Genomic DNA, 13,418 nt, shown 5'->3' on the forward strand with positions numbered 1-13,418 from the left:
GAAAATGTGAATTTATCTGAGGCATCAGTAGCTTTGCGTTTTAAAAGTCTGATATATTTAGTGACATTGTAGGAATGTTCCTACAGTGATGTCCTTCAGTCCCACAAGCCGAGACAGCCTGAAAATCATGAGAATATCCGTACTGGACAACGACACGACCCAGGCAGAACTCATCTGCCAAGTTCTGAACGGAGCTGGGCACAGCTGTCAAGCCTTCGACAGTGGTAAAGAATTGCTGGGGCAACTCCGCAAGGACAGCACCGACCTGCTGATCGTCGACTGGCAAGTGACCGACGTCCCGGCGGCGGAACTCCTGCGCCGCGCCAAGGAAAAACTGGCGCCGAATACCCCGACGATGTTCCTGGCCGGCAGCTCGGCCGAAGACGACATCGTGGCCGGCGTCACGGCCGGTGCCGACGACTACCTCGTCAAGCCGCTGCGCCGCGGCGAGCTGGTCGCACGCACCCAGGCCCTGCTGCGCCGGGCGTACCCGTCGCAGAATGGTGCCGAACAGTTACAGTTCGGTCCGTACGTGTTCGAGACCCGCCCGGGCCGCCTGATGATGGACGGCGAACAGATCGACGTCACGCACAAGGAATTCAACCTGGCGCTGCTGTTTTTCCGCAACCTGGGCCGTCCGCTGTCGCGTGCGTACATCCACGAATCGATCTGGGTGCGCGAAACGGCCGTGCCGTCGCGTACGATGGACACCCACGTTTCGCGCGTCCGCAACAAACTGCGCCTGCGTCCGGAGAACGGTTTCCGCCTCGTGCCGGTCTATAGCTACGGCTACAGGCTGGAAAAGCTGGGCGCGTGAAACCCTGACGCTGTAGGGGTATAATGGGCGCGCTGCCCAATTTTTGATCACCCATGCAACTGCTCGCCGTCGGCCTCAATCACACCACAGCACCGGTCTCGCTGCGCGAGCAACTGGCGCTGGCGCCTGAGCAGCTGGGCGATGCGGTGCAGGCGGCGCGCGGCTGGTTCTCGAAGTTCAATACTCGCGGCGAAGACGAAGCGGCGCTGCTCTCCACGTGCAACCGCACCGAGATGTACGCCGCCAGCTGCGCACCCGACCCGCTCGATGCGTCCGCGCGCTTTCTCGCGGATTACCACGACCTGAATTTCGCCGACCTGCGCCCGCATTTGTACATGCTGCCGCAGCACGACGCCGTGCGCCACGCGTTCCGCGTCGCCTCCGGCCTCGATTCGATGGTGCTGGGCGAGGCCCAGATCCTCGGCCAGATGAAGGATGCCGTGCGCGTCGCCGACGAAGCGGGCGGCCTCGGTACCTATCTGCACCAGCTGTTCCAGCGCAGCTTCGCCGTCGCGAAGGAAGTGCGATCGACGACCGAGATCGGCGCGCACAGCGTGTCGATGGCCGCCGCGGCCGTGCGCCTGTCGGAACGCATCTTCGATCGCGTCAGCGAGCAGAACGTGCTGTTCATCGGCGCCGGCGAGATGATCGAGCTGTGCGCCACGCACTTCGCCGCCCACAATCCGAAGTCGATCACGATCGCCAACCGCACGCTGTCGCGCGGCGAGGCGCTGGCCGCGCGCTTCAACGGCAGCGCGATCGGCCTCGCCGACCTCTCTGAACGCCTGGCGCAGTTCGACATCGTCATCGCCTCCACCGGCTCCACCTTGCCGCTGATCGGCAAGGGCCTCGTCGAACGCGCAATCAAAGCGCGCCGGCACCGGCCGATGTTCATGGTCGACCTGGCCGTCCCGCGCGACATCGAACCGGAAGTGGGCCGCCTGAACGACGTGTTCCTGTACACGGTCGACGACCTGGCCGAGGTGGTGCGCACCGGCGTCGAAAGCCGCCAGGCGGCCGTCGCGCAGGCCGAGGCCATCATCGAGACGCGCGTGCAGTCGTTCATGCACTGGATCGGCGACCGCGCCGTGGTTCCCGTCATCCGCGACATGCACGAATCGAGCGAAGCGATGCGCCTGGCCGAACTGGAACGGGCGCGCAAGCTGCTCGCCAGGGGCGAAGACATCGAGACGGTGCTCGACGCCCTGTCGAAGGGCCTCACCGCGAAATTCCTGCACGGCCCGCAACAGGCCCTGCACCGCGCCCAGGGCGACGAACGCGCCCGCCTCGCGAGTTTGCTGCCCCAGCTGTTCCGCGGCCGCCGTTAGCGGCCCGCACTCCTTCGCTGCACCCGCGTGCCGCTTCCCGCGGCTTGTCCGCTGTCATTCTCCATAAGAGCCCTATGAAACCATCCATGCTGGCCAAGCTGGACCAACTGGCCAACCGCCTCGTCGAACTGGACGAACTCCTGATGTCCGAAGGCGCCACCGCGAACATGGACAGCTTCCGCAAGCTGAACCGCGAACACGCCGAACTGAGCCCGCTGGTGGCCGTCTATCGCCAGTACCAGACCGCGCAGGCCGACATCGACGCCGCGCAGGAGATGCTCGCCGACCCGGACATGAAGGAATTTGCGCAGGACGAGATCGACGCGGCGAAGGCACGCATGGCGGAACTGGACCTCGAGTTGCAGAAGATGCTGCTGCCGAAGGACGAGAACGACGAGCGCAACATCTTCCTCGAGATCCGCGCCGGCACGGGCGGCGACGAATCCGCGCTGTTCGCGGGCGACCTGCTGCGCATGTACACGCGCTACGCGGAGCGCAACCGCTGGCAGGTGGAGATGGTGTCGGAATCGCCGTCCGACCTGGGCGGCTACCGCGAAGTCATCGTGCGCATCGTCGGCCAGGGCGCCTACTCGAAACTGAAATTCGAGTCCGGCGGCCACCGCGTGCAGCGCGTACCGGCGACGGAGACGCAGGGCCGCATCCACACCTCCGCCTGCACCGTCGCCGTGATGCCGGAGGCGGACGAAGTGGAGGACGTGCAGATCAATCCGGCCGACTTGCGCATCGACACCTACCGCGCTTCGGGCGCCGGCGGCCAGCACATCAACAAGACGGATTCCGCCGTCCGCCTGACGCACCTGCCGACCGGCATCGTCGTCGAATGCCAGGACGACCGCAGCCAGCACAAGAACAAGGCGCAGGCAATGAAAGTCCTCGCCGCGCGCATCAAGGACGTGCAATTGCGCGAGCAGCAGAGCAAAGAAGCGGCAACCCGTAAAAGCCTGATCGGCTCGGGCGACCGCAGCGAGCGTATCCGCACCTACAACTTCCCGCAGGGCCGCCTGACCGACCACCGCATCAACCTGACGCTCTATAAACTGGACATGATCATGGACGGCGACCTGGCCGAACTGACGAACGCCCTGTCGGCCGAGCACCAGGCCGAACAACTGGCGGCGCTGGGGGATTGATTAACAACAAACCGGGGTCAACAAACCGGGGTCAGAGCCCGTTTTTGGGAAATTTCCAAAAATCGGGCTCTGACCCCGGTGTTAAGACCGGTATAAGTTGCTAGACTGAAAATATCCTTTTCGACTTCAACCAGGAAGCCCATGTCCTCGTCCCGCAATCTCCTGCTCGCCATCGCCGCCGTCAGCATCGCCCTGATCGGCGCGGCCCTGTATCTCCAGCACGTGAAGGGCCTGCTGCCCTGCCCGCTGTGCGTGATCCAGCGCTACCTGTACCTCGGCATCGCGGTCTTCAGCCTGATCGGGGCCTTCGCCAACAAGATCAAGGCCGGCGCCGGGCTTGCACTGCTGTGCGCGCTGGGCGGCCTCGGCTATGTCGGCAAGCATCTGTACGTGCTGGCCCACCCGGGCTTTTCGTGCGGCATCGATCCGATGCAGACGACGCTCAACAAGATCCCGACCGCGACCCTGCTGCCCGGCCTGTTCCGGGCGGACGGCCTGTGCGAAGCGGCGCAGGAGACCGTGTTCGGCCTGAACGTGCCGCAGTGGTCGGCCGTGTGGTTCACGATCCTCACGCTGGCCCTCGTCTGGGTGCTGGTGCGGCGCGCGCGCTGATGACGATCCAGCCCGGCGCCACCATCGCGGCCGTGCAGGCAGGCCTGCCGCTCGACCCGCTGGAAAACCGCATCCTCCTGTGCGAGGCGACGGGTCTGTCGCGCGTCCAGTTGATCACGCAGGGCGACCGCGCCCTCACGCCGGACGAAGCGTCCCGCCTGGACGATCTCGTGGCGCGCCGGCTGCGCGGCGAACCGATCGCCTACATCGTCGGCCGGCGCGAATTCTTCGGCCTGGCGTTTCGGGTCGGCCCCGCCGTGCTGATTCCCCGCCCGGACACGGAACTGCTCGTCGACCTGTCACTCGAGCGCCTGCCGGACAACGCACCGCGCCTGCTCGACATGGGGACCGGAAGCGGCGCGATCGCCGTCGCCGTCGCGCACACGCGGCCGGATGCCGACGTCACCGCGCTGGACGTCAGCCCGGACGCATTGGCCGTCGCCCAGGCGAATGCGGCCGCCAACGGCGCGCGCGTGCGCTTCCTCGAGAGCAGCTGGTTCGACGCGCTCGCCGCCGGGGACACCTTCGACGTCATCGCCTCCAACCCGCCCTATATCGCGGCCGGCGACGAGCACCTGGTCCAGGGCGATCTGCGCTTCGAACCGGTCGGCGCGCTGACGGACCATGCCGACGGCTTGGCCGCGCTGCGCATCATCATCCAGGGCAGCCCGCGCCACCTCGCGCCGGGCGGCTGGCTGCTGCTCGAGCACGGCTATGACCAGGCGGCCGCCGTGCGCGCGCTGCTGGCGGACACCGGTTTCACGGATGTGCAGAGCTGGCGGGACCTGGCCGGGATCGAGCGCGTGAGCGGCGGCCGGTTCGGCTGAACGTCTCCCCGGCGCGCTCCGGACGCCCCGTTTGTTACAATTTCGGGTCCACCATCCGGAAGCCAACTCGATGCGTCGACTGTTCGCGACCCTCATCCTGCTGGGCCCCCTCGTTGCGTTCGCGGCGGATGCCGCCGATCCGGCGCAAGCGCTGTTCGAGCGCGACTGGCAATGGCGCCTCAAGCACCGGCCCGAATTCGCCACGAGCGTCGGCGACCACCGCTACGACGCGCTGCTGGCCGACACCTCGCTCGCGGAGCAGACGGCCACCATCGAGCACGCGCGCCGCATGCTCGACCTCGCGCGCGAGATCGACCGCGCGCAGCTGGCCGGCCAGGACCGCCTCTCATGGGACCTGTTCACGGGCGACCAGGAACGCATCCTCGCGCGCGCCGCATTCGTCGGGTTCGACCCGCAGCCGGTCAGCGCGCAGGACGGCCTGCAGATCCGCTTCCCGCAACTGGTCGCGCAGATGCCGTTCGTGACGGAAGACGACTACCGCAACTACATCGCGCGCCTGAATGCCCTGCCGCGCCACGTCGACGGCATCATCGAGCAGATGCGCGAGGGGATGCGCACCGGCTGGACGGCACCGAAGTCCATCATGGCCGGCCTGCCCGCGCAGTTGCGGGCCATGCGCGAGCACGTGCAGGATGGCGCCCTCGGCGCGCCGTTCCAGCGCCTGCCCGCGACCATCGCCGAGGAGACGCGCGTGCAACTCGCGGCGGACGGCGCGGCCGCCCTGCGCACGGCGGCGAGCGCGCTGCAAAAGCTGGAAGACTTCGTGCGCACCGACTACCTGCCGGCCGCGCGCACGACCATCGGCGCATCCGGCCTGCCCGGCGGCGCGGCGTGGTACGCGTATCTCGTGAAGACGGCGACCACCACCACGCTGGCGCCGGCCGAGATCCACGCGCTGGGTATCAAGGAAGTGGCACGCCTGCGCGCCGAGATGGAAGCGACGGCCGCGCGCACGGGCTTCAAGGGGAGTTATCCGCAATTCGTCGCGTTCGTGCGCAGCGATCCGCGCCTGTTCCCGACCAGTGCCGACGCGCTGCTGGACCGCTACCGCCGCACCATCGCGCGCGTTCAGGCCCAGTTATCCACGCAGTTCGGCACGATCCCGCAGGAAGAACTGGCCGTCAAACCGGTGCAGCAGGCGGGGGCCGACACGCAGGGCGGCGCGTATTACGAAGCGGGCACGCTGGACCGGGTCGCGGCCCTCGCCGTCAACACGAGCCGCCTGGACACGCGGCCGCTATGGGAAGTCGAGACGCTCGCCCTGCACGAGGGCATCCCCGGCCACCACCTGCAGGTCGCGCGCGCCCACGCCATCGACGGCCTGCCGGCATTCCGCCGCCACGCCTGGTATCCCGCGTTCGGCGAGGGCTGGGCGCTGTATGCCGAGGGCTTGGGGCCGGTACTGGGCCTGATGCGCGATCCGTTCTCGCAATTCGGCCGCCTGGCCGACGAGCAACTGCGCGCCGCGCGGCTCGTCGTCGACACGGGCATCCACGCGCTGGGCTGGCCGCGCCAGCAGGCCGTCGACTGGCTGAACGCGAACACGGCCAATCCGCCGTCCGACAACGAGGTCGAAGTCGACCGCATGATCGCCCAGCCGGGCCAGGCGCTGGCGTATAAAATCGGCCAGTTGCGCATCGCCGCGCTGCGCGCGCGGGCGCAGGCGGCGCTGGGCCCGCGCTTCGACGTCCGCGCCTTCCACGACGCCGTGCTGGACGACGGCGCCGTGCCGCTGGACGTGCTGGAGAAGCGCATCGACCGCTGGATCGCGGCGCAGAATGTCCCGGAACCTGACCTGGTGAATTAACTAAAATGTCATATTGAGGGCTGACCGGCGCGGTTGGCCGATTTCGGTTACTCTCTGCGTCTCATGGCAGTATAAGAAAGGAATCCTCGTGTCGAACCAACTGACCCGCCGCCTGGCCCTGCTGGACGACGATGCCCACCGCGGCCTGCTCCTGCAAGGCCTGCGCGGCATCGAACGCGAGACGCTGCGCGTCGACGGCCAGGGCCACCTGGCAAGGACTGCGCATCCGGTAAAACTCGGCTCGGCCCTGACCCATCCGCAGATCACGACGGATTACGCGGAAGCGCTGCTCGAATTCATCACACCGGCCGAACACGACATCGGCCTGGCCCTGCACCGCCTGGACGCGATCCACCGCTACGCCTATTCCAAGCTGGACGGCGAACTGCTGTGGAGCCAGTCGATGCCGTGCGAGCTGCCGGCCGAGGAAGACATCGAGATCGCCTGGTACGGCAAGTCGAACATCGGCATGCTCAAGCACGTGTACCGCCGCGGCCTGGCCCTGCGCTACGGCAAGGCCATGCAATGCATCGCGGGCATCCACTACAACTATTCGCTGCCGGAAGAACTGTGGCAGCTGCTGGCGGAACACGAGGGCATCACGGAAGAACGCCGCAACGCGCTGCGCGACTTCCAGTCCGAAAGCTATATCTCGACCATCCGCAACTTCCGCCGCTACAGCTGGCTGCTGATGTACCTGTTCGGCGCCTCGCCGACCCTGTCGAAGGGCTTCCTGCGCGGCCGCGAACACAATCTCGAGACGCTGTCGGACGACACCTTGTTCCTGCCGTACGCGACGAGCCTGCGCATGAGCGACCTGGGTTACCAGAACGACGCGCAATCCGGCCTGCGCCCGCACGAGAACAGCCTGGAAAGCTACGTCACCTCGCTGATGGACGCCGTCAAGCGTCCGTATCCGCCCTACGCGGAGATCGGCACGAAGAAGGATGGCGAATGGGTCCAGCTGTCGACCAACATCCTGCAGATCGAGAACGAATACTATTCGACGATCCGCCCGAAGCGCGTGATCCGCACGGGCGAGCGCCCGGTGCAGGCGCTGTGCGCGCGCGGCGTGCAATACATCGAGGTGCGCTGCCTGGACGTCGACCCGTTCGAACCGGTCGGCATCGCACTCGAGACCGGGCGCTTCCTCGACGCCTTCCTGCTGTTCTGCGCCCTCGAAGAAAGCCCGATGATCAACGCGATGGAAGGCCAGGTCCACGCGCGCAACTTCGCGCGCACCGTGAAGGAAGGCCGCCGTCCGGGCCTCACGCTCACACGCAACGACCACGAAGTGCTGCTGAAGGATTGGGCGGAAGAGCTGCTGGAACGCATCCGCCCCATCGCGGAACTGCTGGACCACGAGCACAATTACAAGGGCGCGCACATGGACGCGCTGAACGCGCAGAAGGCCAAGGTCGCGGATCCGGAAAAGACCCCGTCCGCGCGCGTGCTGCAGGAAGTGCGCGCGCTCGGCTCGTTCGCGCAGTTCGGCCTGCGCCAGAGCGAACTACACGCCGAGGCGTTCCGCACCGAACCGCTGATGCCGGCCGAGACGGGCCTGTTCGACGAGATGGCGCGGGCATCGCTGGCCGAGCAGGCGCAGATCGAGGCGACGGATACCGGCTCCTTCGACGACTTCGTGGCGGCGTATAACAGTAGTACACTGTGCCGTAACAGCTAACACGCGAGCTTGGACATTTACGCATGCACGTCGCCCCCGCGCAGGCGGGGGCCCAATTTGCACGCGTTACGGTAACGCAAGCAGAACTTGGGTTCCCGCCTGCGCGGGAACGACGTCTCACGCTGAATCGGGGCTCTTCTTGCTCACCTTTTTCAACGAACACCACGCCCAGCACGCCCCCGCATCGGAACCGCCCCAGCGCATCGACGTCGTGGCGAACGAGTTCACGCGGCGCGGCCTGGGCCGCATCGTCACCCCGCATGGCGTGCCCCTGACGTCGCTGGAACGCATCCACACGCCCCGCTACCTGCACTTCCTGCGCAGCGCGTGGAACGAATGGCTTTCACTCGACCCGCGCAACGCCGAGCGCGATCTCGTCCCCTCCGTGTGGCCAGGGCAAGGCATGCGCCGCGACGTCGAACCGGACAGTTTCACGGGCCGTCTCGGCCTGTACGCGTTCGACAGTACGACGCCGCTGGCGGCCGGCACATGGACCGCCGCGAAGACGGGCGCCGACTGCGCGATCAATGCGGCGCACGCGCTGCGCCTGGGCGAGCGGAGCACGTTCGCGCTCACGCGGCCGCCCGGCCATCACGCCGGCGCCGACTACTGCGGCGGCTTCTGCTTCCTGAACAATGCCGCGCTGGCGGCCCAGCACCTGCTCGACGACGGCCTGCAGCGCGTGGCCATCCTCGACCTCGACTACCACCATGGCAACGGCACGCAGGACATCTTTTATCGCCGCAAGGACGTGCTGGTCGCGTCGATCCACGCCGACCCGCGCACGGACTACCCGTACTATGCGGGCCACCCCGACGAGACGGGCGCCGGCGCAGGCCTCGGCTTCAACCTGAACGTGCCGCTGCCGCGCGGAACGGCGGCAGCGCAGTGGTTCCTCGCGCTGGAAACGGCCTGCGTCAGGATGGCGGGCTTTTCTCCGCAGGCGCTCGTCGTCTCGCTGGGCGTCGACGGTTTCAGCGGCGACCCGCGCTCGCACTTCGGCCTCGCCAGCGGCGACTTCCTGCGCATCGGCGAGCGCATCGGCTTTCTTGGCCTGCCGACCGTCTTCGTGTTCGAAGGCGGCTCGGTCGTGCCCGAACTCGGCATCAACGTGGTCAACGTGCTCGAAGGTTTCGAGACAGCGGCCTGACAAGGAAACGACAATGATCGAATGGCAGTGGAGCGGTTTCGCCCACCTGACGGCGGCCGAACTGTACGAGATGCTGGCACTGCGCCAGCAGGTGTTCGTGCTCGAGCAGGCGTGCCTGTACCCGGACATCGACGGCCTCGATCCGGGCGCGCATCACCTGCTCGGCTGGCGCACCCTCGACGGCAGGCGCGAACTGGCCGCCACCCTGCGCTGCCTGGCGCCGGGCGCGAAATACGAGGAGATGTCGCTGGGCCGCGTCGTCACCAGCCCGTCCACGCGCGGCACGGGCCTGGGCCGCGAACTGGTCGCGCAAGGCATCGCGTGCGCGGAACGGCTGCATCCCGGCCACGCGATCCGCATCGGCGCGCAGGCCCACCTGGAAGCGTTCTATGGGAGCTTCGGCTTCGTCACGGTGTCCGCGCCGTACGACGAGGACGGCATCATGCACATCGACATGGTGCGCCCCGCTTCCATCATTTGAGCAGGCCGGATTTCGTCGGATCCGGCATGCGGATCGCGACGAGGCAGGCCAGCGCGCACATGACGCTCACGTACCAGTAGAAATACGGCTCGTGGCCAGCCTGCTTGAACCACAGGGCCACGTATTCCGCCGAGCCGCCGAAGATCGCGTTGGCGACCGCATACGACAGGCCCACGCCCAGCGCGCGCACTTCGACGGGGAACATCTCGGCCTTGATCAGGCCACCGATCGACGTGTACAGGCTGATGATCGCCAGCGCGCACACGATCAGCGCGCCGGCAGTCAGCGGGCTCGAGACGTTACGCAATGCCATCATGATCGGCGTCGTGAACACGGCGGCGAGCGCGCCGAAGGCGATCATCGAGGTGCGCCGGCCGATGCGGTCGGACAGCGCGCCGAACGCCGGCTGCAGCAGCATGTAGACCAGCAGGCAGACGGTCATGATGCGGCTGGCCGTCTCCGTGCTCATGCCGGCCGTGTTGACGAGGTATTTCTGCATGTACGTCGTGAACGCGTAGAAGATCAGCGAGCCGCCCGCCGTAAAGCCCAGCACCGTGACGAACGCGCGCCGGTGGTGCTTCAGCAGCGATGCGACGCTGCCCGCGGCCTCGCTCTTGCGCTCGCTGGCGGTGGTGGTCTCGTGCAGCGAACGGCGCAGGTACAGCGACACGAGGGCGGCGCAGGCACCGACGACGAACGGGATGCGCCAGCCCCAGGCCTTCAGTTCGTCATGCGTGAGCAGCAATTGCAGGATGCCCAGCACGAGCAGCGCCGCGAGCTGGCCGCCGATCAGGGTCACGTACTGGAACGACGCGAAGAATCCCTTGCGCCCCGGCTCCGCCACCTCGCTCATGTAGGTGGCGCTGGTGCCATACTCTCCACCCACGGACAGGCCCTGGAACAGGCGCGCCACCAGCAGCAGCATGGGCGCCGCCGTGCCGATGCTGGCATAGGTCGGCAGCGCGGCGATCATCAGCGAGCCGCCGCACATCATGAGCACGGAAATCATCATCGCGTTGCGCCGGCCGTAGCGGTCGGCGATGCGGCCGAACAGCCAGCCGCCGATCGGGCGCATCAGGAAGCCCGCCGCGAAGATGCCGGCCGTGTTCAGCAGCTGGGTCGTCGGATTTCCTTTCGGGAAGAAGGCGGACGAGAAATACAGGGCGCAGAACGAATAGATGTAGAAGTCGAACCACTCCACCAGGTTGCCGGACGACGCGCCGACGATGGCGAACACGCGCTGGCGCGATGTGAGATGTTCGATGGCATGCGGGTCTGCTGTATCCGTCGTGGTCATTGCTATCCTCCGGGTCCGGACCCAGCATAGCAGTTCCTCAATTTTTACGGCGCCACAACAGCACCGGGATGCCTGCAAGCAGCAAAAACGCCGCTGCCGGCTCCGGCACGGGCGAGAGCAGGACCGGCGCGCAATACCCGAAGTCGTTGCAGCTGTTGGCCACGATCTGGCCGGCGTCGTTGATGCCGACGGCGTCCGTCAGCACCTGGATGCCGAGGCCGTCCGTCACGTTGTTCAGGTCGACCAGGCTGCCGTCGGCATACACGAACGCGTGCGAGAAACCATCCCCGACGAAGCTGGAATAACCGACCACCATGCCGGCCGCGTTGATGGCGTGGGCTTCGCCGAAGTCGCCGCCGAAGGAACCGAGGTCGTGCATCACGCCGTCGCTGTACAGGAACGGATGCCAGACGGCCGCGGCGCCGATGAGGCTGTAGCCCGCCACCTGGCCGGCATCGTTCACCGCCTCGGCCCAGCTGAAGCCGCCGCCCAGCGTGCCGAGGTCCTGCATGGTGCCGTCGTGGTACAGGAATGCGTGGGCGCCGTCGTCCGGGAATCCCGGGCCCGGCTGGGAGCCGCCGACGATCATGCCCGCGCCGTTGATACCCCGCGCCCGCGCATCCGCCCCGCCCAGCGTGCCGATGTCGGTCAGCGTGCCGCCGCTGTACAGGAACGCGCGGCTGTTGCCGGACGCATCCGTGGAATCGCCGACGACCTGGCCCGCGGCGTTGATGCCGTACGCGATGCTCTCGCCGCCGTACAGCGTGCCGGTGCTCCGAATGTCGCCGTTGCGGTAGATGAAGCCGCGCGTAAAGTCGCCGGACAGCGAGGCGCCGACCACGGCGCCGCCGTTGGTGGCGGTCGCCCAGGCGAACTGGCCGCCCAGCGTCGGCAGGAACGTCGTCGTGCCGTCCTGCCACACGAAGGCGCGTTGCTGGTTGTCGGGATTGATGCCGCTGCCGACGACGCTGCCGTCGTTGCCGATGCCGTAGGCCGTGAAGTTTTCGGGCAGGAAGGTCGCGGTATAGAGCGGGTCGGCCAGCACGGCCGGTGCCGCCACTGCCAGGGATACGCCGAGCATCAGCGCCGGCTTCACGCGGCGCCGGCGCGCGCGCCAGGCCAGCAGGCCGAGCCCGGCGACCAGCATTGCCCAGGTGGCCGGCTCGGGCACGGCCGACACGAGGTCCAGGCGCACGTCCGCGCACGTGCCGAGGCGGCAGGCACGGCCCAGGATCTGGCCCGCGTCGTTGATGTCGGTGGCGTCGATGATCTCCCAGCCGTTCGCGCCCGTCACGAGCGTGTTCAGGTCGACCATGTGCCCGTCGAGATAGATGAAGGCGTGGTAGCCCCAGCCGGCGTCCGTGATGAGGTCCGACGCGCCGACGATGACGCCCGCATTGTTCAGCGCCCGCGCATAGCCCCAGTCGCCGCCCAGCGAACCGAGGTCGACCATGTGTCCGTCACGGTACGCGAAGGGCCGCGTCAGCGCGCCGTTGTCCAGGACGACGTCCGTTTCCGACCAGCCCACCGCGAGCCCGGCGTCGTTGACGTCGTAGGCTTCGCTGCGCATGCCGCCCAGCGTGCCGAGGTCGAGCATCATGCCGCCCTGGTAGAGATAGGCGTGGCGGTCCGGGTCGAACGTGCTGGAGGGAAGCGTGGCCGTACCGGCCACCGTGCCGGACGCGTTGATGGCCGCGGCATAGCTCCAGTCGCCACCGAACGTGCCGATCAGGTGGACGCCCCCGCTGTCATACAGGAAACCGCGCTGTGCCTCGCCGATGTAGGGCTGGGCATTGCCCGCGACCATGCCGGCGTCGTTGATGCCTCTCGCGTTCGAATACGCGTACATGTCGGGCAGGCTCGCGGCCACCGGCACCACGCTGCCGCCCACATACGCGAACGCGCTGCCGTTGTACGGGCTATTGCGTGACCCGGCGATGTCGCCATGGTTATTGATCGCAAGACCGTAGCTGTCTGGCAGCACGCTGCCCAGGCTCGTGACGGTCCCGCCGGACAGGATGGCGGCCGCACCGCCGGACGTACCGACGATCTGGCCGGCGTTGTTGAGCGCGGACGGCGCGAAACCCGCCGGCAGGAAATCAAATGTATAGAGCGGATCGGCCCACGCGTGCGCGCTGGCGAAGAACGGCAACAACAGGGCGAACAGGCAACGGCGTATCGACATGGCAGGCTCCGGATGACATTCAGGCGTGCCAACGATACGGCCCGACGCGCCGCGCGGA

At 67.3% G+C, this 13,418-nt stretch carries 11 protein-coding genes; 9 read left to right on the forward strand and 2 right to left on the reverse strand.

From position 1 onward, the window contains the following. The first annotated feature begins 127 nt into the window (after nt 1-127). The 9 genes from ACEN98_RS01010 (at nt 128) to ACEN98_RS01050 (ending at nt 9,878) form a co-directional block, all read left to right on the forward strand. A complete protein-coding gene (locus ACEN98_RS01010; protein ID WP_056133996.1) occupies nt 128-817 on the forward strand; it encodes a response regulator transcription factor in 690 nt (229 codons plus the stop codon). A 53-nt stretch (nt 818-870) separates the two neighbouring features. Continuing rightward, the gene (gene hemA / locus ACEN98_RS01015; protein WP_413380726.1) at nt 871-2,145 is read left to right on the forward strand and encodes a glutamyl-tRNA reductase; all 1,275 of its coding nucleotides are present in this window, start codon (nt 871-873) and stop codon (nt 2,143-2,145) included. Between the two features lie 74 nt (nt 2,146-2,219). Next, nucleotides 2,220-3,296 (forward strand): peptide chain release factor 1, encoded by a 1,077-nt coding sequence (gene prfA, locus ACEN98_RS01020; RefSeq protein WP_056133989.1) that lies wholly within the window; start codon nt 2,220-2,222, stop codon nt 3,294-3,296. 141 nt (nt 3,297-3,437) lie between these two features. Then, nucleotides 3,438-3,908 (forward strand): disulfide bond formation protein B, encoded by a 471-nt coding sequence (locus ACEN98_RS01025; RefSeq protein WP_413380728.1) that lies wholly within the window; start codon nt 3,438-3,440, stop codon nt 3,906-3,908. Continuing rightward, a complete protein-coding gene (prmC, locus tag ACEN98_RS01030) occupies nt 3,908-4,735 on the forward strand; it encodes a peptide chain release factor N(5)-glutamine methyltransferase (protein WP_413380730.1) in 828 nt (275 codons plus the stop codon). The genes ACEN98_RS01025 and prmC overlap by 1 nt, the downstream gene beginning before the upstream one ends. Before the next feature lie 70 nt (nt 4,736-4,805). Further along, the gene (locus tag ACEN98_RS01035) at nt 4,806-6,563 is read left to right on the forward strand and encodes a DUF885 domain-containing protein (RefSeq protein ID WP_413380732.1); all 1,758 of its coding nucleotides are present in this window, start codon (nt 4,806-4,808) and stop codon (nt 6,561-6,563) included. A gap of 88 nt (nt 6,564-6,651) precedes the next feature. Further along, complete coding sequence (gene gshA, locus ACEN98_RS01040; protein WP_413380734.1) at nt 6,652-8,247, forward strand: glutamate--cysteine ligase; 1,596 nt, start codon at nt 6,652-6,654, stop codon at nt 8,245-8,247. Nucleotides 8,248-8,386: 139 nt separating this feature from the next. Then, nucleotides 8,387-9,397, forward strand: a complete 1,011-nt coding sequence (locus ACEN98_RS01045) for a histone deacetylase family protein (protein WP_413380736.1) — start codon at nt 8,387-8,389, stop codon at nt 9,395-9,397. 13 nt (nt 9,398-9,410) lie between these two features. Then, nucleotides 9,411-9,878, forward strand: coding sequence for a GNAT family N-acetyltransferase (locus ACEN98_RS01050; protein ID WP_413380738.1), 468 nt, complete (start codon nt 9,411-9,413; stop codon nt 9,876-9,878). Here the strand turns inward: ACEN98_RS01050 and ACEN98_RS01055 are convergent. Both ACEN98_RS01055 and ACEN98_RS01060 read right to left on the reverse strand, forming a co-directional pair. Then, nucleotides 9,871-11,175, reverse strand: coding sequence for an MFS family transporter (locus tag ACEN98_RS01055; protein WP_413340918.1), 1,305 nt, complete (start codon nt 11,173-11,175; stop codon nt 9,871-9,873). The genes ACEN98_RS01050 and ACEN98_RS01055 overlap by 8 nt on opposite strands. A 37-nt stretch (nt 11,176-11,212) precedes the next feature. Further along, nucleotides 11,213-13,360, reverse strand: a complete 2,148-nt coding sequence (locus ACEN98_RS01060) for a PEP-CTERM sorting domain-containing protein (RefSeq protein ID WP_413380740.1) — start codon at nt 13,358-13,360, stop codon at nt 11,213-11,215. Nucleotides 13,361-13,418: the final 58 nt, after the last annotated feature.

Source organism: Massilia sp. CT11-137 (assembly GCF_047302885.1).
Classification (GTDB): Bacteria; Pseudomonadota; Gammaproteobacteria; order Burkholderiales; family Burkholderiaceae_D; genus Telluria; species Telluria orientalis.